This window comes from Corynebacterium ciconiae DSM 44920 (assembly GCF_030440575.1).
Classification (GTDB): domain Bacteria; phylum Actinomycetota; class Actinomycetes; order Mycobacteriales; family Mycobacteriaceae; genus Corynebacterium; species Corynebacterium ciconiae.
This window is the reverse complement of sequence record NZ_CP047189.1, coordinates 428,402-448,170: the sequence shown is the minus strand read 5'-3', so window position 1 is coordinate 448,170 and position 19,769 is coordinate 428,402. Positions and strand designations below refer to the sequence as shown.

Below are 19,769 nucleotides of genomic sequence, written 5' to 3'. Positions count from 1 at the left end.
TGCCAGCCCGCCCGCTTCCACAGTAAGACACCGCCCGCCCCAGCCAGATGCCTCAACCTGGTGGGGCGGGCGGTGTCTTGGTGTGAGCCGAGCGTTGGGTTTAGAGCTCGGGCTTGACGATCGGGAAGAGCACCGTTTCGCGGATGCCGAGCCCGGTGAGCGCCATGAGCAGGCGGTCAATGCCCATACCGCAGCCGGCCGTAGGCGGCATGCCCTGTTCCATGGCAGCGAGGAAGTCCTCGTCCAGCACCATGGCCTCGTCATCGCCATCGGCGGCCAAACGGGCTTGGTCCTCGAAGCGCTCGCGCTGAATCACCGGATCGACCAGCTCGGAGTAGCCGGTGGCCAGCTCGAAGCCGCGCACATACAAATCCCACTTTTCGGTCACGCCCTCCTTGTCGCGGTGGGAGCGAGTAAGAGGCGAGGTTTCCACGGGGAAGTCCTTCACAAAAATCGGCCCGTAGAGCTGATCCTCACAGAGCACCTCCCAGATTTCCTCCACGAGCTTGCCATGGCCCCAGCCGCCCTTGGCCGGCACATCAAGGCCAATGACGGCGGCGATCTGCTTGAGCTCCTCGACGCTGCTGGAGGTGGTCACCTCAGGCTGGCCGGGGAACTTCCGCTGCAGTGCCTCGTTGAGCGAGGGATACATCTCGATCTCAGTCCACTCGCCGCCGAGGTCATATTCGGTGCCGTCCGCCAAGGTGACGGTGGTGGAGCCAAAGACCTCCATAGCCACGGCCTGAATCAGCTCACGGATGGTGCGAGCGCCGTCCTCATAGGTACCCCACGCCTGGTAGGTTTCGAGCATTGCGAACTCGGGCGAATGCGAGGAGTCCACACCCTCGTTGCGGAAGTTGCGGTTGACCTCGAAGACTCGCTCGAGGCCGCCGACAACGCAGCGCTTGAGATAGAGCTCGGGCGCGATGCGCAGATACAGATCCATATCCATCGCATTGGAACGGGTAACAAAGGGCCGTGCCGCTGCACCGCCGTGCAGAGTCTGCAGCATGGGGGTCTCTACCTCCACAAAGCCCTCGCCCTCTAAGTGGTGGCGCAGGGCGCGCATCACCTTGATGCGAGTCATCGCATTGCGGCGGGCCTGTTCACGCATGATGAGGTCCGTGTAGCGCTGGCGCACGCGGGTGTCCTCATTCATCTCCTTGTGGGCCACCGGCAGCGGGCGCAACGACTTCGATGCCATGTGCCAACGCGAAGCCATTACGGACAGCTCGCCACGCTTAGAGGCGATCACTCGGCCGCGCACCGAGACAATATCGCCCAAATCCACATCCTGCTTCCAGCTGGCGAGGGCTTCCTCGCCCACCTCACGCAGCGAAAGCATGGCCTGCATCGTGGTGCCGGTGCCTTCCTGCAGGGTGGCAAAGCAGAGCTTGCCGGTATTGCGCACGAAGATCACCCGGCCGGCGATAGCCACCTCGGTGTCGGTCTCCTCGCCCACCTCGAGGACGGTAGCCCCTGCGGGGGGCTGGCCTGCATCCTCTTTGTTAACAAAGAATTGAGAGCGCAGCTCAGAGATCGAGATGGTGCGATCAACCTCTACCGGGTACGGATCGCGCCCCTCGGCGAGCAGCTTGGCGCGCTTCTCGCGACGGATTCGCAGCTGCTCAGGCACATCATCTGCGCGGTGGGCGGGGTTTTGCTTCTGGGTCTGCTCGCTCATGACTGATTACTCTAGTGCATCCCCGAGACATCGCTTTTCGACGCCCACTTCCCTTGAGTTTTCGCCTCCAAGCCGTCCCCGCCCAGCTGCCGGTACGGCAGGCTGCCGTAGAGCTGAACGCTGAGGCGGGGCGCAGATTAATGGACCCACTAGCGCATTCTCAGCATTTCGGACACCCACGGGCGTTTACAGTCCCCAATTCCCACACATGCTTTTACCCCCGTTCCCGCGCAGTGGTATGACGTAGTACCTGCTCAGCTTATGCTCAGCCTGCACCAAGTGTTCACCATGAAATACGTCGCCAGCCAGCGCCTTTATTAGCCAGCTCACTTCTTGGCCGGATCAACGGTTTTTCTCACCTCAGCAGAAAAGGGGGTGCAACGCCCACCCCGTTAACAACGATTGCGCAGGTTGCTTCTTGATTGCCCCAGCTGAGGCTCCTAAACTTACGGATACGTAACAAGCGCTGATGCCGACGAGCGCGCCCCTGCTGGGGCCGCCTTACGCTCGCCACCACCAACGTTTCAACACGTGCCGCAGCGTGCATGTCCTGAGGGCCGCGCAGATAAGCACCCCTGTGCTTGCGCGCCTCACATACACCGCTCCACCCTTAAATGGGGGCATTCTACGAGATGTTTCCCGTGTTATTTTTTGGAAAAGAGGCCGACTGTGAACTCTAAGCGCACACCTTTCATCGCGACCATCGCCGCACTGGCTACGCTCGCAGCACCGATCGCTGTAACCACCCCGGCATTCGCTGCCGAAACCCAGGCCGAGGTTCAGGCCCAGGTTAAGGTGCACGAAGGCTACATGACCAGCTCCGACGGCAAGGGCACCAAGATTTGGTGGAAGTCCGAAACCCAGCCCAACGCCAAGGGAACCGTCGTGGTGGTCCACGGCGCCGCCGAGCACTCCGGCCGCTATGACTATGTGACCAAGCGACTGCTGGACGCTGGCTACAACGTCTACCGTCTCGATCACCGCGGCCACGGCAAGTCCGCCCTGCCGAAGCTGAATAACAAGGTGATCCGCGGCCACATCGATGATTTCCACTTCATTGTGGATGACATGAATCAGCTGGTGCAGAAGGCCAAGGCGGAAAACCCGGGCCAGAAGACCTACATGCTCGGCCACTCGATGGGCGCGCTGGCGGCACAGTTCTACGGCATTAAGTACCCCGGCCAGATCGATGCCTTCGTGACCAACGGTGGCGGCGCCCCGCTGAACCTCTCTGGTGTGAACAACCCGGGCCAGACCATCACCCCAGAGGCCATCACTGACAAGCAGCGCAACGCCCAGCCGAGCATCTACGAGCGTCTGCCGCTGCGCGAGCTGACCACCTTCAACGCGCACATGATCAATCAGATGATCCCGGGCCGCACTGATATTCACATGCCCTCGCCGATTGGCACCGACATCCTGCAGGTGCCCAACGCCTTCACCGACGGCGTGGCCTCTGACCCGGCCGTGGCCGCCGAGTATCAGACCGATCCGCTGGTGAACAAGAAGATCAGCCTCGGTATGGCAGAGCAGATGGCTTTCGCGGGCTTCTATGACGCCAACAATGCCGACCTGTTCACCGCCCCCACCCTGATCATGCACGGCACCCACGACGGCCTCGTCCCGCCGTACTTCGCTCAGGATTGGTACAACGCCATCGGCTCCCAGGACAAGGAGCTGATCTACTGGGAGGGCCAGATGCACGAGGTGCTCAACGAGCCCGCCAAGCACGAAGCCATGGACAAGGTGATCGACTGGCTTTCTAAGCACTAGCCACACGCTTGGGCGCGCTACCCATCCTCGCGACGCGCCCACCCCATCCCGCCTCCGCGCATCCCGCTTTCCGCGCTCGGAGGCGGGATACTTTTGTATTCCGCATGAGTGATGCCCGCGGCCTAAGCTAAGACACTATGCGCGCCCACGACACCGACAGCTATCCCGTGCCTGCCGCCCCACCGGCCTATCCGGTAGTGCCACCGAAAGTCGATGGCGGCAAACGATGTGGTGTGCTCGCTGGCCTCGACATCGCCTTCGCCATTCTTGCTCTCGCTTTCACTGTGGTGCTGGCGTGGATGATGGCGGAGAAATCCATCGATTTCTCTCCTGCGACCCTAGGCTATGTGCTCGCAGTGTGGGCGCTTATGGCCTATATCGCCTTACCTCGCCTCCACCAGCTACTCACCGAACTCTATGTACCGGACTACTTCATTGGCCGTACCCGCACTGCCGATGGGCTGCTGGGCGATCCGGTAAACCTCGCTCTCGACGGCGAGGAGGCAGATATCCACGCCGCCATGTCCGCAGCCGGCTGGACCCGTGCCGATGAGGTGACGCTGCGATCATCGTGGAAGATCATCATCTCCTCGGTGTTTCGGCGCTCCTATCCACACGCCCCGGTTTCTCCCCTGCTGCTTTTCGGCCGCCGCCAAGCCTTCGCCTATCAACAGGAGGTGGATGGCTCAGCCTCTCAGCGCCATCACGTGCGTTTCTGGCCCACCCCCGAGGGCTGGATTTTGCCCGGTGGGCATCGCGTGGAGTGGCTGGCCGCCGGCTCCTATGATCGCGGCGTGGGACTCTCGGCGTTTACTGGGCAGGTCACCCACAAGATCGACGCCGATATTGATCTCGAACGCGACTACATCATTAACACTATGCGCTACAGCGATCCCGCCATCGAGGTCAGTGTGATTGAGGATTTCTCCACCTCCTACCACCACCGCAATGGCGGCGGCGACCAGATACACACCGATGGAACCCTGCCCATTGTGGACGTATCAGGAACAGCCCGCCGCACCCCTCCGACCCCCAGCGAGCCTCTTCCCTCATCCGATGTGCGCGACGCTGCCCTGCCGCCACGTACCTTGCTGCTGCCGGCGGCATTCTTTGTTGTCCACGCATGCATCGTCGCAGCCAGCTGGGTCGGTCTGGTCCTTGACCACGGCGCTTCCAGCGCTCGCGGCGCTGCAGCCACCGGCGAGCTACTCGGTATCACCGCCGCGGTAGTAATTGGTGCGCTGTGCCTCTACGGCACCTTCACTCGTTCCGCACTCGCCAGGATCGGGCTGATGGCCATGCTTAGTGTCTCCGCAGTGTCCGCGCTAGCCATGGTCTTCGGCTCTGATCAAGGGGACTTTCTGTCGATCACTCTCGCCGCACTGGCGGTGTACATGGTGTGGGCTGTGTCGAGCACATCGGTGCGCGAGTGGGTGTGCCCCGACGGCCAGATGCAGCCCAGTCCATCCCGCTAGGCTTTGCCCCGCGCGTCCGAGCCGTCTCAATCCCACACGCCGAAGATCCCGTCTGCGTGGTCAGGGCGCAAAAAGACCTCACCCACGCTACGCACGGTGAGGTCTGTGTTCATCCTTCTCTCCGTCAGCCCTAGTATGCCCCGCTGTCATCGCGGGAACGTACTCAGCACGAGGAGCAGATGATCCAAAGATCAGAAGGGCGAATTGCGCACCATCAGCTCCACTTTTTGGAACCTCTTGAGATCCGAGTATCCGCACTTGGCCATGGCACGGCGTAGGCCGCCCACAAAGTTCTCCGTTCCGTAGCAGGAGGTGGAGGGGCCGTGAAGCAGGGTCTGCAGCGGCACTACATCGCTCTCGCCGAGTTCCTCACCTAGGCTCACCTGCTGCACCACACCGCGCGGGAAGCGCGGGTGTGCAGTGACCGAGGGCCAGAACCAGCCCGGGGCTGCGGCCTCGGCGGCATACGCCAGCGGGGTACCGAGCATCACCGCATCGGCGCCGCACGCCATGGCACGAGCGACGTTTCCGGATAGAACCAACTCGTCCGAATCGGCGATGATGTGTACGTAGCGGCCACCAGTCTCGTCGAGGTAGTCACGCCGCGCCGCGGCCACATCGGCGATCGCGGAGGCCATTGGGGTGTGAATGCCCACGGCCATATCGTTGGTGTTGGAGCCGCCTCCAACAATCACACCGGCGGCGCCGGTGCGCATCAGGTGCAGGGCCGTGTGATAGTCGCTCACGCCACCGGCAATCACCGGCACATCAAGGGTGCCGATAAACTCCTTGAGGTTCAGCGGCTCTCCGCCAGTTTCCACATGCTCCGCGGAAATGATGGTCCCCTGGATCACGATGATCTCCGCACCGGCCTTGACCAACACCGGCGCCAGATCGCGGGCGTGCTGCGGAGAGACGCGCACCGCCACGGTGGCATCGCCCGCGCGCACCTCACGGATACGTTCGGTGAGTAGGTCCACATCCAGCGGGGCGGCGTGCAGCTGCTGCAGCAGCCCCACGGTGGCCTCTGGGCCATTGTCCTTGCTGTGCTGCACCACCTGGGCGATGGTGGCATCCAGATCTGCGTGCCGTCCCCACAGCCCCTCGGCGTTAATCACGGCCAAGCCGCCATTGTCCGCCATGGCCTGCACGAATTCCGGAGAAGCAAGGCTGTCGGTGGGGTGGGAGAGGAAAGGAATGTCGAAGGTGTAGGCATCGAAGTGCCAGGTGGTGTCCACATCCTTCGAGGAGCGGGTGCGCCGCACGGGCACCAGCCCGATATCGTTGAGCGAGTAGGTGCGTCGGGCCTCGCGGCCGATACCGATTTCCACGATGTCACGCATAGCTGTAGGGATTCACTTTCCGTCTCTATTTGGGGCGTGTGGGTGCCTGAGGTGAAGTGCACAAGAAGAACAAAGGCCCCAGGCTGTGCTGCCTTAGGGCCTTAATCTTAGCGCTGGTAATAATTCGGGGCCTCAACGGTCATCTGAATATCGTGCGGGTGGGATTCACGCAGGCCAGCGCCGGTGATTTGCACGAACTGGGCGTCGTGAAGCTCCTCAATGCTGGAGGAGCCGGTGTAGCCCATGGCCGCGCGCAGCCCGCCCACAAGCTGGTGGGTGATGGCGTCGATGGAGCCGCGGAAAGGCACGCGGCCTTCGATCCCCTCCGGCACCAGCTTGTCTTCGCTTTTCACATCGGACTGGAAGTAGCGGTCCTTAGAGAAGGAGCGCTGCTCGCCAGAAAGCCCGCGGCCGCGCATCGCGCCGAGCGAACCCATGCCGCGATACATCTTGTACTGCTTGCCGTTGACCACGGTGATTTCACCCGGGGCCTCGGCGGTACCGGCCAGCATGGAGCCGAGCATCACGGTGGAGGCGCCAGCTGCCAGGGCCTTGGCGATGTCACCGGAGTATTGCATGCCGCCGTCGGCGATGATGGGCACACCGGCTTTGTGGGCTTCGGTGGCGGCCTCCATGATGGCGGTGATCTGCGGTGCGCCCACCCCGGCCACCACGCGGGTGGTGCAGATGGAACCCGGGCCGATGCCCACCTTGATGGCGTCCGCCCCTGCCTCGATCATGGCCTTCGCGGCGCTGCGCGTGGCGAGGTTACCGCCGATTACCTCAACGGTCTCGCCCCATTCCTTCTTCACTCGGGAGACCATCTCCAGCACTCCGCGGGAGTGGGCGTGGGCGGAGTCAACCACGAGCACATCCACCCCAGCATCCACCAGGGAACCGGCACGCTGCCAGGACTCCTCACCGGTGCCGATACCGGCCCCCACGAGCAGCCGGCCACGTTGGTCCTTGGAGGAGTGTGGATACTGCTCGGTCTTAACAAAGTCTTTCACCGTGATGAGGCCGACAAGGCGGTTCTCGCCATCAACGATGGGTAGCTTCTCAATCTTGTTGGCGCTGAGCAGACGCAGCGCCTCATCCTTGCTCACGCCTTCCTTCGCCACCACCAGCGGCATCGGGGTCATCACCTCAGCGACGGAGCGATTAAAGTCCGGCTCGAAGCGCATATCGCGGTTCGTGCAGATACCCAGCAGCACGCCGTTGTCATCCACCACCGGCAGACCAGAAATACGGAAGCGAGCGCACAGTGCATCCACCTCGCCGATGCTCTGATCGGGGCGACAGGTTACGGGATCAGAGACCATCCCAGACTCGGAGCGCTTGACCATTTCCACCTGCTCTGCCTGATCCTGAATGGAGAGGTTGCGGTGCAAAATACCCATACCGCCCTGGCGGGCCATTGCGATCGCCATGCGGCCCTCAGTCACGGTATCCATGGCCGCGGACACCACGGGAATATTCAGACGCAGCTTGCGCGTCAGCTGCGCGGATGTATCCACCTCGGAGGGGATCACATTGGACTCATTGGGCAAAAGCAGCACATCGTCAAAGGTCAGCCCCACCAAGGCAACCTTGTTAGGATCATCGCCGCCGGTTGTCACTCGCTCGTTGTTCATCTGCTTGAAAGATCCTCCTCAGTTATCGCGCGTATCCCCGTCGCCGCCACTGCGCCAGAAGGGGATTGTGCCTTGTCACGGGCCGCACGATGCTTATCGACGCCACCTCGCGGCCACGCCTACCAGCGCAGTGAAGATACAGGTGCCTTCAACACTAACCCCTCGACCGCGGAGTTGAGAACACTTCCGGCTCGCTACCCCTACTCGTGGCAGGTGGGCGGATGGTCTATGCCCGATTGCTGTGGCTTCTGTGAGTAGTTGAATATCGGGGGCACACTCAATATCCTGAGCTGTGTGAATTTCTCTGAGATGCCGCGCGATCCCTTCGAAGGGGATCCCAACGACCCCGCCCGCCTGCTGGACGAGGACGAACCCTTTGCGCCTCTGAGCGAGGAGGAGCGCGCAGGGCTGCGAGAGGATCTCAGACTCGTCAAGCAGTTTCGCACCCACCTTGCTCCCCGCGGGATCAAGGGCATCGTGTATTTCTGCGAGGATTGCGACCGGCCACACTACTGCGATTGGGACATGATGCAATCCAATATCCACGCCACCCTGCAGGAGGAGTTGCCGCCGGTGCACGAGCCGAGCGCCGATCCGAACCCCGACGAATACGCTCCGTGGGAATATTGCATGGGCTTTCTCGACGGCCTCACTCAGCGCCGCTTCGGCCGCTAGATCATCACCCCTGTGAACCCATCTGACACTTAAGGCCCCGCTATTCCTAGCGGGGCCTTGAGTATGTGGTCTGTGGTTTAGAACTTGTCTCGCACAGAGTCGGGAAGCTCGATGGGGGCGTCATCCACGATGCGATCCATCATCGATTTGTCCTTCTTTTCCTTCGGCTCCTTATCGTCCACATCAATGGAGCGCTCACGCGGGGCCAGCGGGGAATCATCGGCCTCCGGCTCGCGGGTGGGGCGAGGAGGACGGTTGCCTCCGCCATAGTCTTGAGACTCGGTGACAGTCTCCGTCACGGTCTCGGTGGCGGTGGTGGTTTCCGTGGTGGTGCTCACCTTCGGCGAACGGGAACTGCTCGACGGATTCGGCTGAGTGGTGGTGGCCGTGACCGTCGATGTACGGGTAGAGGGCTTGGGCACATCTGGGGTCATAGTGACAGTGCGCTGGGCCTCCTCCACCTGGCGGTGGGCCACATCCCGATCGCGCTCATCGAGGTAGTTGATGAGCTCCCTAGCCTGAGCGATCAGCCGTTTAGCACCCTCCACATCGCCCTTTTCGCGCAGCTCATCGGCTTCTTCCAAAGTGGAGGCAAGCTGCACCATATCGGCGCGGGGCTCACCGAACACGGCAATACGCGCACCCCAGAGCGGGCCACCCGGCTCGGCGTTGTAGACGGCGGTGCCGCCCACCACGATCATCGCGCTGGCCGCAACCGCGCCCAGGGCAGCGCCACCGACCACGCTCATGAGCCGGGGACGCTGAAAGCCACGGCGCCTCTGCCGATGTTCAGCAATAGAGGCAACACTCGGCTCCTTCGTCTGCGCCGGCTCGCCGTGACCGCTTTCGGCACTGTCGAGGGCAGCGAAGATACCGGCGAGATCATCGGCCTCGCCATCGCGAACTGCCTCCTCGCGAAGCCCCGCGAGAGCCACGGAGAGCGGGTCAGTTCCACCGCTCGGCTCGGCGCCCGCGGCGATCTCATCGAGGAATGCATCGCATGCATCAATCTCGTCGCGCTGCAAAGACAGATCCCTCGGATCTTCCTGGGAACGAGATGTCATCGTGTGCTTCCTTCAAACTTCTTACGCAGCTGCTTCAACGCTCGGTGTTGCGCCACCCGCACTGCCCCTGCTGTGGTGTTGAGGACCTCCGCTGTTTCCTCTGCGCTCAGCCCCACAAAGAGGCGGAGAACAAGGATCTCGCGCGACCTATCACTTAATAGATCGAGCAATGCTCGCACCTCGTTACTTCCATCGAGGCTCGGACTTACATCTTCGGGATTCGAGGAATGATCTGCGCTATCGGGGACCTCTTCGGTGGGGTGAAGCCTGTCCCGCCCCATCGCTCGATGTGCGTCGATCACCTTATTGGAGGCGATGCCATAAACAAAAGCCATGAAGGGACGTCCATGGTCCGTGTACTTAGGCAAAGCCGTGGCCACCGCCAGGCACACGTCCTGGATCACGTCCTCGGGGGCCGGGTAATGATTGCGGGAGATACGCGCCCGCACGTAGCGAGAAACCAGAGGGTGAATAAGCCGAATGATGTGCTGAAGGGCGCGTTTATCGCCAGCGGCGGCTGGCGCAACCAGCGGGGCGAGCTGTTCCTCCAGTTCACCTGACACTGTGCGTCGGGCCTCCCACTATCTGCGCTGTGAATGTGACATGCGACCTACCAAGGCGCAGGGCACAAACGGTAGGCAGTACCTCTTCAGTATAACGACACCGCGTGGTGAATTTTATGAAGCTCCCCCTTCGTCGCCCACACCCCTCCCCCACTGCCCCCACCCAAGAGTTCACGCAGCGTTCATATGGCTACGTACCCCCTGTACAGGGCATATGTGTTTGTCGGGAAAATTAGGCCTTTAAACCAATGGCCATGATTGTGTAATATGCCGTTTACCCATAGCGCGCAGACTGATCTGCACATCCCCTTCCCCTTGTTCACACGATTTTTATGCACCAAGGAGCTTCCTCATGCCGCAACCGAGCGAGCTACCCGGCACCTTCACGGATTTCTGGGATTGGCAGATGAAAGGCGCGTGCCGTGGGCACGAGTCCTCCGTGTTCTTCCACCCAGATGGCGAGCGCGGCCGCGCCCGACTCAATCGGGAAAACGCCGCGAAAGAGATCTGCCATCGGTGCCCTGTACTGAAGCAGTGCCGCGATCACGCCTTGAGCGTAGGCGAGCCCTACGGCATCTGGGGCGGGCTCTCGGAGTCCGAGCGCGCCATCATCCTTCGCACCCGCTAGGCCGCACACCTACCGTCATATAGAGACAACGCCCAGCCCCTGAGAGTCTTCAGGGAGCTGGGCGTTGCTGCGGTCAGAGAAACCGAGGATTAGTGGTGATGGTGGTGGCCGTGGCCACCCTCCTGCTCCTCGGGATCAACCGGCTTATCCACCACGGAGGCCTCGGTGGTCAGCACCATCCGAGCCACGGAGGTGGCGTTCACCACGGCGGAGTGGGTCACCTTCACAGGGTCGATGATGCCCTGCTCGATGAGGTTGCCATACTCCAGGGTTGCAGCATTAAAGCCGGAGCCATTGTCCAGCTCTGCGGTGCGGGAGACCACCACGGAACCGTCTAGGCCAGCGTTGGCCGCGATCCAGTAGGTGGGCTTGGTCAATGCGCGAGCGGTGGCCAGCACACCGATCTTCTCCTCGCCCTCAAACTGCTCGGCGTAGGTCTTCAGCTCCTCAGCGATCTGCACCAAGGCGGAGCCACCGCCGGCCACAATGCCCTCATCGGCAGCAGCCTTCGCGGCGTTGATGGCGTCTTCGACGCGCAGCTTACGCTCGCCCACCTCGGTCTCGGTAGCAGCTCCCACCTTTATTACAGCGATACCACCGGAAAGCTTGGCCAGACGCTCTTGGGCCTTTTCCTTGTCCCAGGTGGAGGAGGTGTTCTCGATCTCGCGGCGGATCTGCTCGCGGCGCACATCCACAGCCTCGGCGGAACCGGCGCCGTCAACGATCACGGTCTGATCCTTAGTCACGGTGACGCGACGGGCGGAACCAAAGTGGCTCATCTCGGTCTCGGAGAGGTTGATGCCCACCTCCGGATCGATGACGGTGGCATCAGTGACCACGGCGAGATCATCCATGAAGGCCTTGCGGCGGTCGCCGAAGTACGGGGACTTCACAGCGACCACATTGAGGGTCTTACGCAGGGCGTTGACCACAACCATCTGCAGCGGCTCGCCCTCGATGTCCTCGGCAATGATCAGCACGGGGCGCTTAGACTCCACGATCTTTTCCAGCACCGGCACGAAGTCCGGCAGCGAGGAGATCTTGTTGCGCACCAGCAGGATCAGCGGGTTGTCCAGCTCTGCGCGCTGGGCATCCACGTCGGTGATGAAGTAGGGGGACAAAAAGCCCTTGTCAAAGGAGACGCCTTCGGTGATGTCGAGGGTGGTCTCCATCGACTGGGACTCCTCAACGGTAACTACGCCGTCCTTGCCCACCTTCTCCATGGCACCGGCCACCATCTCGCCGATCTCAGGATCGCGGGAGGACACGGTGGCCACGTTCGCGATATCGGCAGCAGAGGAGACGTCGGTGGCGCGAGCCTTGAGCAGCTCCACGGTCTTTTCTGCCGCGGCAGCGATACCACGGTTAAGGCCGATCGGGTTGGATCCGGCCGCCACGTTGCGCAGGCCTTCGTCGACAAGCGCCTGGGCAAGAAGGGTCGCGGTGGTGGTGCCGTCGCCGGCTGCGTCGTTGGTCTTGATGGCCACCGACTTCACCAGCTGAGCGCCGAGATCCTCCAGCGGTTCCTCCACATCGATGTCACGGGCGATGGTCACGCCATCGTTGGTGACAGTGGGGGCACCGAAGGACTTCTCCAGCACCACGTTGCGGCCGCGCGGGCCGAGAGTAACCTTCACGGCGTCGGCGAGAGTGTTCACGCCCCGCTGGATGCCCTCGCGGGCCTCCTGGTTAAAAGCAATGAGCTTCGCCATAAGTGGCTCGACCCCTCCTTAGTTCTCGATGACTGCGAGAATGTCGCGCTGGGACAGCAGCAGGTACTCCTGGCCGTCGTACTTCAGCTCGGTTCCGCCGTACTTAGAGAACACCACGACGTCGCCTTCCTTCACATCCATCTGGACGCGCTCGTCCTTGTCGCCCCAGCGGCCCGGGCCCACGGCGATAACGGTGGCCTCCTGCGGCTTTTCCTTAGCGGAGTCCGGGATAACCAGACCGGATGCGGTGGTGGTCTCGGCCTCGTTGATCTGGACGAGGACGCGGTCCTCCAGCGGCTTGATGTTTACGTTCGCCACGATATTCCTCCATGTGACATAGCAAGAAAGGTTTCCATGTGCCGGTTGGTAGTTCCAGCACAGCCGTCGTCGCGGGTGAACAACTGTGGGTCACACAACCTATTGGCACTCTACCCCCGTGAGTGCTAACACTCAACTGTGCGCACTGCCAGATCTCTTGGCGTTGTTCTCACCCATGGCCCGCCCCGCCGTTGGCTAGGGGCGAGGCAGTGAGGCGGCGGCTCCAGAGGAGGAGCGCCGTCGCTTCGCAATAAACGGCAGCGACAGAATCACCAGCCCTGCCGCAAGGGTGGCGGCACCAAAGCCCACGATGAACCCACCGATGATGAGCATGGGCGCAATGATGATCACGAAAATCTCGATGGGCGCGAATCCCACATAGGCCACACCGAATTCTTCTAGGGTGCCGGACTTCATGTTGGGATCCACGATCTTCAAGATGGCGATGGCGGTAGCCACCGAGGCGGTGGACCAGCCCCAGCCGAACAGGGCCCGCTCGAACCACGGATCCTTAAAGGCGCGCGGCGCGACCACAAAGGCGTAGACACAGCAGAAGCCCAATGCCAGGGCGAAGAGCACCACGAGCGCGAGCGCATAGTCGGCCACCACGGCAGGAATGATCGCCGCCACTCCGGTGACCACGAGGTAGTCGGTGAAACCACCAGAGATCGATCCCACGAGGTCTTTATCCACGAAGTGCGGGGCCTTCACCAGATGCAAGAATCCCACTCCGAGCATGCCGACCACGAAGGAGGAGGCGAACAGCGGCACTGAAAGCACCGGAAACAGTGCCTCTAGCAGCAGCTTGATTTGGTAGCCCACGAACACGGTGATTCCTACTACGGAGACGTGCAGGGCGATCGGCTCGATCGAGGAGGGGTTCGTGGTGGCTTTACCCACGCTGGGCCGCTCGCTGCCCTGGCCGATCCAGCCGGTGCGAATGTCGTCAGACAGTTTGGAAAAGTCAGGAAGCTGCGAGGTTTTGCCGGTGGATGATCCCCACTTGGCAATGATCACACCACCAACCACCGCAGCTAGGGTGCCCACCGTGGCCGCGGTGAAGCCTAATGTCATCGCCGCCTCTTGACCTTGGTTTTCCAGCGAGCCACCCACAGCCGCGGCCACGCCGAAGCCGCCGACGAAGCCCACCGGCACCATCGCACCGAACCAGTCCGGTGTGCCGAGCAGCGGGGCGAAGAGGATCACGCCCAAAAGCGCGAAGATGCCCCACTGGGTGAGAAACATCGATACCGATACCGACCACATGGTGCGGGCACCGGAGCGCACCTCGCTGGAGAAGTCCATGGTGTAGGGCAAGGCGCCGAACACCGCGGCAATAAGCATCGTGGTGTAGGTGTTGAGCTGATCAGAAAAGGGAATCCATCCCAGCCCCTCGGGCCCCAGTGCGAGGCCGAGAATGCCTGCCGTGATGGGCGCGGGGATCATCAGCTTCTGAAACACCGGTACGAATCGGCGGAGAAGTTTGCCCGCCATGAGCAACACTGAGATCCAGCCGAGGTCTAGTAGCAAAACATAGGGTGAAAATCGTCCATAGCCGCACCTCACATCCTTGAGAACTCTATGACCTAAGCCATATTCACAACAATGTCAGCCAGAATACAGGCTTTTCTCAGCATCTCTGGCGCCAGGGGATGCGGTGGAGGCATTCCTGCTGCGTGCTGCAGCTCTTTCCGCGTGGGCCAAGCGGCCGCTGGAGCGGCGAGGGCCGCCGCTCACCCCGCGGTCGGTTCAGCGAAGCCCAACCCCAGAGGCTAAGCACCCGAAAATCAGCTAGTCCGCGGCCCCGCGGGCGAGGTTGAGTACTGCTCCGCGCCAGAGGGCGTAGTCTTCCGGCTCGTCTTCTCGGTAGTTGTGCACGGCGCGGATCCCGGCGCGCACCTGCTCGATGTCGGCGTCGGTGATGTCGGTGCCATCGGCTCCCACAAAGATCACTGGCCCGCAGATAGCGGCGGTGGGATCGCTTAAGAATGCGGAGTTTCCCGTGGCTGCCTCTTGGCGCCCCATGGAGGCCACCGGATTAGGCTCGGCGCCGCTGGCGGCCGCCTCGGCGGCGTAGAGGGCGGCCACGGTGGTGCCGTCATCGCGGAAGCTGACCGAGAGACGCTGGCCGTCGGCGTTGAGATAGCTGGCGGCCTCGTCAAGCTCGACGGTGATCAGCTGCGAGGAGGTGTCGGGGTGCACGAGCAGGCCACGGGGCATGGGAAACAACCTTTGTTTGTGTCGTAAATGGGGCGCTTTCAGGCGCGGGAACACCTGTTGTGTCTAACAGAGTTTCTCGCACCTAACGACGCCTACGCTGCACAATTCAGCGGCTGTTTCCCAAAGTTTCACCCAGCGGGTGTGCCGGCCACGGCTAGGCCTGGGGTTGTTCCACCTCGAGCGAGGGATCGGTGCCCACGCTGAGGTCCGAGGGGGCGGCCCCGGCGCGGATCCGCTCGGCGCAGAGCGCGGCGATCATCACCCCGTTGTCGGTGCAGTATTCCAGCGGCGGCACGCGCAGCTGAATACCGGCGGAGGTGCAGCGGCGCTGGGCGAGCTCCCGCAGCCGCGAGTTGGCAGCCACTCCCCCGCCGAGCAGCAGCACGCCTGCACCGGTGTCGCGGCAGGCGCGCACGGCCTTGGCTGTGAGCACGTCCACCACGGCTTCTTGGAAGGAGGCGCACACATCGGGGATGTCGATGACTCGCCCCTCGCGCTCGGCTTGTTCCACATAACGGGCCACGGCTGTTTTGAGCCCAGAGAAGGAGAAGTCGTAGGCGGATTTGCGCATGCCGCGGGGAAAGGCGATGGCCTTCGGGTTGCCGCTGCGGGCCAGGCGATCGATCACGGGCCCGCCGGGATAGCCCAGCCGCAGCAGCCGAGCGACCTTGTCGTAGGCTTCACCGGCCGCATCATCCACGGTGGAGCCCAGTTCCACCATGGGCTCGCCGACGGAGCGCACCTCGAGCAGCTGGGTGTGCCCGCCAGAGACCAATAGCGCCACGCAGTGCGGCAGCGGCTCGCCATCGAGGTTGGCCACGGCCACGTGCCCACCTAGGTGGTTAAGGCCGTAGAAGTCCACCCCCCACGCGGCGGCGTAGGCCTTCGCGGCGGAGGCACCGACCAGCAGCGCCCCCGCCAGCCCGGGCCCCACGGTGGCGGCTACGGCATCGGGAGCATCAATGCCGGCCTCGGCCAAGGCTTGGCGCATCACCGGCTGGATGGATTCGAGGTGGGCCCGGGAGGCGATCTCGGGCACCACCCCGCCGAAGCGGGCGTGCTGGTCCATGGAGGAGGCCACGACGTTGGCGCGCACGGACATGCGGCCATCGTCGAAAAGCTCGATGATGCCGACACCGGTTTCGTCGCAGGATGACTCGATCCCGCAGATAAAGCGTGACACGACTGGGGTTACACCTAGCTGGGGTTGGGGGCGCCGTGCGGGTTGCGCTGCATGACGTACGCGTCGGCACCGGAGGGCTGGTAGTAGTTTTTGCGCTCGTCGATAACGAAGAAGCCGTAGCTCTTGTACAAAGTCACCGCGGCGGTGTTATCGGTGCGGCATTCGAGGAAGATCGGGCCGTTGTAGTGATCGGCCACGTCCACGAACACCTGCAGCATCTGGGTGCCGATGCCTTGGCGGCGATAGTCCGGGTCCACGCCGATGGTGTGAATCTCGAACTCCGGATCATCCTCGGGCCCGAGCATCGCCAGACCGGCGTAGCCCACCAGCACACCGTTATCCTCGTAGCCCAAGTAGATGGTGCGGCCAGCGAACTCGTAGTAGAACGCCTGCTCGCTCCAGGGGTCATCGCTGCCGAAGAGTTGCTTTTCCAGCTGGGCGCAGCGCGGGGCGTCCTCGTTGTTGAGCGGGCGCAGCGTCTCGGGCAGCACCAGCTGGCCGTTGTCATCGACGATCACGGGACGCGGGGTGGATGTAGGCGCTGGTTGGGAGTCACTCACGGGAAAGATTCACACTTCCTTGACAGGTCTCACTCGGTGTTGATGGCGCTTGCGATTGGCCGCTCTCAGCGGCTGTGCGCAGCGCCGTGTTTCTCTGTAACTATACGCAGCCTTTAACCCAGATCGATGTCTGGGATTGCCGGGGAGAGCGGCTGGGGCGCCGGCTCCGCCGCGTCAGGCCTGCGTAAATACAGCGGCACCAGCGGCTCTGGGCTGCGCTCAAGGTCGGCCACTGCCACCAGTGCGGCTGGGGTGGGGCTCAGATCCACTCGCTGTGCTGCAGCGGCTAGGTCAATGTGGGTGGGGCAGTTGAGCACATCCGCGGGCTGGGCGTCGAGAAGCTCAGCCACATGCGCTGGGCTGTGCACCTCGGGACCGGCAACGCGCTCACCATGGTCATAGCGGGACCAGTAGACCTCGCGGCGGCGGGCGTCGGTGGCCACCACCAGGCTGGTGGGCGGGGAGGTGGCGTCGAGAAGCTGCTGGGCGATGCTGTCATGAGAGACCACCCCGTGTACGGGGATCTGGAGGGCATCGCCGAGGGCTGCGGCCGTGGCCATGCCCACGCGCAGGCCAGTGAAGGGGCCGGGTCCGCAGCCGACCACGATTGCGTCGAGATCAGCGAGGGTACAGCCGGCGCGCGCGGCGCAGTGCTGGATGGTGGGGATGAGCACCTCATTGTGCTTGCGGCATTCGGGCAGTAGCTCGGCGGCGAGTTCGCCGCGCAGGGTATCAACGATGCCCGCGACAAGCGTGGGGGTGGAGGTATCGATGGCTAGGCACAACACGATGTATCAGCCTACCTACCCGCTAGGCTCGGAGCCTATGCAGGCAACAGTAGACACCGCATGTGGCGGTTTTACTCTCACCGCCTCCCCGCGCGGTATCACCCGAGTGAGCTTCGGGGCGGACCAGCCCATCGCCCCAGCCAGCGAGCTGCTTCGCCGCGCCTGCGCCCAGCTCCAGGAGTACGCCGCCGGCACGCGCCAGACGTTCACAGTGGCTCTCGATCTCCCGGCGCACACCGCTTTTCGACGCCACCTCTACGCCGCCCTCAGCGCCATCGACTATGGCGAAACCATAAGTTACGGCCACCTCGCGGCACGGGCAGGGCACCCCAAGGCCGTGCGTGCCGCCGGCACCGCCCTGAAGCTCAATCCGCTGCCGATCTTTCTGCCCTGCCACCGGGTGCTGCGCGGCGACGGCTCCATCGGCGGCTATGCCGGCGGCCTTGAGCTGAAGCGGCAGCTGCTACGGCTCGAAGGCGTAGAGATCCAGGCCGGCCGAGGCCATGATGTGCGGCGGAGCTAGTGGGCAGCACTAGTGAGCGGTGCTAGTCGGCGGCGGCACGGCGCTGGCGCACATCGTGCACCCCAATGCTGGTGGCGCTGAGCATAATGACCACGATGATGCCGAAGCCGCCGGCCACCGCCATGGGCCAATCCACATGCTCGAGCAGGGCGAAAAGCGCGGCGGTGATCATGGCAAGCCCAATGGCGGTGCCGATGCGCTGGCCCACCTGCAGCACCGCCCCGGAGGAGCCGGCATAGTTTTGGGGCACATCCGCCAGCGACAGGGTTTGGTTGGGGCTGATCACGCTGCCTTGGCCGATACCGACAACACCGAGGGTGCCCACCAGCCACCATTCGCTGACCATGCCACGATGCTCACCGATAATCACCAGGATGCTCAAGATCATGCCGGTGGTGGCCACCAGCATGCCGCCGACCACTAGCGGGCGACCAAGATCAATCACGCGCCTGCCGGCCCAGTCCGCCGACACCGAGGAGGCCAAGGCGGCCGGAATACCCACCGACCCCGCCACCAGCGCGGAATAGCCCAGACCTTGTTGGAAGTACATGGCCACGATCACCCAGATGCTGGTGATGCCCATAAAGTACAGCGAAGACAGCGCCGCCCCATTACGGAAACTCGACACGGCCAGCACATCCAGATCCACCATGGGCGCGTGCCCCGATGCCTTGTAGGAGCGCTCCCAGCGCACGAATCCAGCGAGCAGCAGCAGCGACACCACCAGAAGCAGCCACACCCACAGCCCTTCTTTGCTCTCAACGAAGGGCAAAAGAAACAGCAGCACGGCGCTGGTCAAGAGCACCACACCCACGGGGTCGAGGGAGCGGATTACCGAGGATATCTTGTAGCTGCCATCGGCGGCGCGCACCGGATCGGCGCTGGCGAGAGGCCTCGGAAACCACAACAGGCCAAGCAGCAGCACGATCATGCCAATGGGGAGATTGACAAACATCGTTAGACGCCAGCCCAGATCTTCCCCGCCAAGGCCAATGAGAAAGCCTCCCAGCACCGGCCCGATGGCCACGGCGATGCCCACGGTGGAGCCGAAGAACCCAAAGGCCCGGCCGCGCTCTTTGCCCGTGAAGTAGTACTGGATCATGCCGATGAGCTGCGGGTTCATCAAACCGGCACCCATACCCTGCAACAAGCGTGCCGCCACCAGGAAGTTGGGGCTTGGTGCCAGCCCTGCCGCCGTGGAGCCGCTCAAAAACACGGTGAGCCCGATGAGAAACAGCCCGGCGCGACCGAAGATGTCCCCGGCCCGTCCTGCGGGTACGAGGAAGGCGCCGAAGACGAGGGTGTAGCCGGACAGTACCCACTGGATATCGGTGTGGGTGGCTCCCAGCCCGGCTTGGATGGAGGGCAGCGCCACGTTCATGATGCTCACTGACATCAGGGACATGAACACGGACACGAGCATGAGCCCCAAGATTCGCCAGCGAATAGGGTCTGCCGCAGCGGGGGTGGTACTCACCTGCTTTATCTCCTCACAATCCATCCAATGCACAGCCGTAGGCTGTGACGTGTCTTTCCTGTTTCGCACCTGCTCGCAGGCCTCATTGCTCGCACTCGTAGCGGGTGTGGTGAGCCGTCGCGGCGCCGGCGGGCGCGGAGGTGGTGTCC

The 19,769-nt window shown here is 62.9% G+C and carries 18 protein-coding genes; 5 read left to right on the top strand and 13 right to left on the bottom strand.

The window, feature by feature from the left end:
* Positions 1 to 100: 100 nt before the first annotated feature.
* Positions 101 to 1,684, bottom strand: a complete 1,584-nt coding sequence (gene lysS / locus CCICO_RS01940) for a lysine--tRNA ligase (protein WP_018018778.1) — start codon at positions 1,682 to 1,684, stop codon at positions 101 to 103.
* A gap of 669 nt (positions 1,685 to 2,353) precedes the next feature.
* Between lysS and CCICO_RS01935 the strand changes: the two genes are divergently transcribed.
* Both CCICO_RS01935 and CCICO_RS01930 read left to right on the top strand, forming a co-directional pair.
* Entirely contained in the window at positions 2,354 to 3,457 is a 1,104-nt protein-coding gene (locus CCICO_RS01935; RefSeq protein ID WP_018018777.1) for an alpha/beta hydrolase, read from the top strand.
* Between the two features lie 137 nt (positions 3,458 to 3,594).
* Positions 3,595 to 4,932, top strand: a complete 1,338-nt coding sequence (locus CCICO_RS01930; protein ID WP_018018776.1) for an LssY C-terminal domain-containing protein — start codon at positions 3,595 to 3,597, stop codon at positions 4,930 to 4,932.
* 191 nt (positions 4,933 to 5,123) lie between these two features.
* On the opposite strand, the gene CCICO_RS01925 is transcribed toward CCICO_RS01930, so the two are convergent.
* Both CCICO_RS01925 and guaB read right to left on the bottom strand, forming a co-directional pair.
* The gene (locus CCICO_RS01925; protein ID WP_018018775.1) at positions 5,124 to 6,275 is read right to left on the bottom strand and encodes a GuaB3 family IMP dehydrogenase-related protein; all 1,152 of its coding nucleotides are present in this window, start codon (positions 6,273 to 6,275) and stop codon (positions 5,124 to 5,126) included.
* Between the two features lie 107 nt (positions 6,276 to 6,382).
* The gene (guaB, locus tag CCICO_RS01920; RefSeq protein WP_018018774.1) at positions 6,383 to 7,909 is read right to left on the bottom strand and encodes an IMP dehydrogenase; all 1,527 of its coding nucleotides are present in this window, start codon (positions 7,907 to 7,909) and stop codon (positions 6,383 to 6,385) included.
* 294 nt (positions 7,910 to 8,203) lie between these two features.
* Between guaB and CCICO_RS01915 the strand changes: the two genes are divergently transcribed.
* Positions 8,204 to 8,584: a DUF5319 domain-containing protein gene (locus CCICO_RS01915; RefSeq protein WP_026161284.1), complete on the top strand. Its 381-nt coding sequence runs from the start codon at positions 8,204 to 8,206 to the stop codon at positions 8,582 to 8,584.
* 77 nt (positions 8,585 to 8,661) lie between these two features.
* Here CCICO_RS01915 and CCICO_RS01910 read toward each other — a convergent pair whose 3' ends face one another.
* Positions 8,662 to 9,648, bottom strand: a complete 987-nt coding sequence (locus tag CCICO_RS01910) for a hypothetical protein (protein ID WP_018018772.1) — start codon at positions 9,646 to 9,648, stop codon at positions 8,662 to 8,664.
* A complete protein-coding gene (gene shbA, locus CCICO_RS01905) occupies positions 9,645 to 10,211 on the bottom strand; it encodes an RNA polymerase sigma factor ShbA (protein ID WP_040357173.1) in 567 nt (188 codons plus the stop codon). Before shbA ends, CCICO_RS01910 begins: the two co-directional genes overlap by 4 nt.
* 352 nt (positions 10,212 to 10,563) lie before the next feature.
* Between shbA and CCICO_RS01900 the strand changes: the two genes are divergently transcribed.
* Entirely contained in the window at positions 10,564 to 10,839 is a 276-nt protein-coding gene (locus CCICO_RS01900) for a WhiB family transcriptional regulator (RefSeq protein ID WP_018018769.1), read from the top strand.
* An 89-nt stretch (positions 10,840 to 10,928) separates the two neighbouring features.
* Here the strand turns inward: CCICO_RS01900 and groL are convergent, their stop codons facing one another.
* The 7 genes from groL to tsaB form a co-directional block, all read right to left on the bottom strand.
* Positions 10,929 to 12,551 (bottom strand): chaperonin GroEL, encoded by a 1,623-nt coding sequence (gene groL, locus CCICO_RS01895; protein ID WP_018018768.1) that lies wholly within the window; start codon positions 12,549 to 12,551, stop codon positions 10,929 to 10,931.
* 18 nt (positions 12,552 to 12,569) lie between these two features.
* Positions 12,570 to 12,869, bottom strand: a complete 300-nt coding sequence (gene groES / locus CCICO_RS01890) for a co-chaperone GroES (RefSeq protein ID WP_018018767.1) — start codon at positions 12,867 to 12,869, stop codon at positions 12,570 to 12,572.
* Positions 12,870 to 13,064: 195 nt separating this feature from the next.
* A complete protein-coding gene (locus CCICO_RS01885; RefSeq protein WP_018018766.1) occupies positions 13,065 to 14,363 on the bottom strand; it encodes a sodium/glutamate symporter in 1,299 nt (432 codons plus the stop codon).
* 297 nt (positions 14,364 to 14,660) lie between these two features.
* Positions 14,661 to 15,089 (bottom strand): hypothetical protein, encoded by a 429-nt coding sequence (locus CCICO_RS01880; RefSeq protein ID WP_018018765.1) that lies wholly within the window; start codon positions 15,087 to 15,089, stop codon positions 14,661 to 14,663.
* A gap of 154 nt (positions 15,090 to 15,243) precedes the next feature.
* Entirely contained in the window at positions 15,244 to 16,272 is a 1,029-nt protein-coding gene (gene tsaD / locus CCICO_RS01875) for a tRNA (adenosine(37)-N6)-threonylcarbamoyltransferase complex transferase subunit TsaD (RefSeq protein ID WP_018018764.1), read from the bottom strand.
* 14 nt (positions 16,273 to 16,286) lie between these two features.
* Positions 16,287 to 16,760, bottom strand: coding sequence for a ribosomal protein S18-alanine N-acetyltransferase (rimI, locus tag CCICO_RS01870; RefSeq protein WP_040357355.1), 474 nt, complete (start codon positions 16,758 to 16,760; stop codon positions 16,287 to 16,289).
* 185 nt (positions 16,761 to 16,945) lie between these two features.
* Entirely contained in the window at positions 16,946 to 17,620 is a 675-nt protein-coding gene (tsaB, locus tag CCICO_RS01865; protein WP_018018762.1) for a tRNA (adenosine(37)-N6)-threonylcarbamoyltransferase complex dimerization subunit type 1 TsaB, read from the bottom strand.
* Between the two features lie 37 nt (positions 17,621 to 17,657).
* On the opposite strand from tsaB, the gene CCICO_RS01860 reads away from it, so the two are divergent.
* Positions 17,658 to 18,143: a methylated-DNA--[protein]-cysteine S-methyltransferase gene (locus CCICO_RS01860; protein ID WP_156809794.1), complete on the top strand. Its 486-nt coding sequence runs from the start codon at positions 17,658 to 17,660 to the stop codon at positions 18,141 to 18,143.
* A 22-nt stretch (positions 18,144 to 18,165) separates the two neighbouring features.
* Here CCICO_RS01860 and CCICO_RS01855 read toward each other — a convergent pair whose 3' ends face one another.
* Positions 18,166 to 19,620: an MFS transporter gene (locus CCICO_RS01855; RefSeq protein ID WP_018018760.1), complete on the bottom strand. Its 1,455-nt coding sequence runs from the start codon at positions 19,618 to 19,620 to the stop codon at positions 18,166 to 18,168.
* Between the last annotated feature and the right edge of the window lie 149 nt (positions 19,621 to 19,769).

Coding starts and splice junctions, on each gene's coding strand:
- lysS (WP_018018778.1), bottom strand. CDS start 1,684: ATGAGCGAGCAGACCCAGAAGCAAAACCCCGCCCACCGCGCAGATGAT.
- CCICO_RS01930 (WP_018018776.1), top strand. CDS start 3,595: ATGCGCGCCCACGACACCGACAGCTATCCCGTGCCTGCCGCCCCACCG.
- CCICO_RS01925 (WP_018018775.1), bottom strand. CDS start 6,275: ATGCGTGACATCGTGGAAATCGGTATCGGCCGCGAGGCCCGACGCACC.
- guaB (WP_018018774.1), bottom strand. CDS start 7,909: ATGAACAACGAGCGAGTGACAACCGGCGGCGATGATCCTAACAAGGTT.
- CCICO_RS01910 (WP_018018772.1), bottom strand. CDS start 9,648: ATGACATCTCGTTCCCAGGAAGATCCGAGGGATCTGTCTTTGCAGCGC.
- CCICO_RS01900 (WP_018018769.1), top strand. CDS start 10,564: ATGCCGCAACCGAGCGAGCTACCCGGCACCTTCACGGATTTCTGGGAT.
- groL (WP_018018768.1), bottom strand. CDS start 12,551: ATGGCGAAGCTCATTGCTTTTAACCAGGAGGCCCGCGAGGGCATCCAG.
- CCICO_RS01885 (WP_018018766.1), bottom strand. CDS start 14,363: ATGGCGGGCAAACTTCTCCGCCGATTCGTACCGGTGTTTCAGAAGCTG.
- CCICO_RS01880 (WP_018018765.1), bottom strand. CDS start 15,089: ATGCCCCGTGGCCTGCTCGTGCACCCCGACACCTCCTCGCAGCTGATC.
- CCICO_RS01860 (WP_156809794.1), top strand. CDS start 17,658: ATGCAGGCAACAGTAGACACCGCATGTGGCGGTTTTACTCTCACCGCC.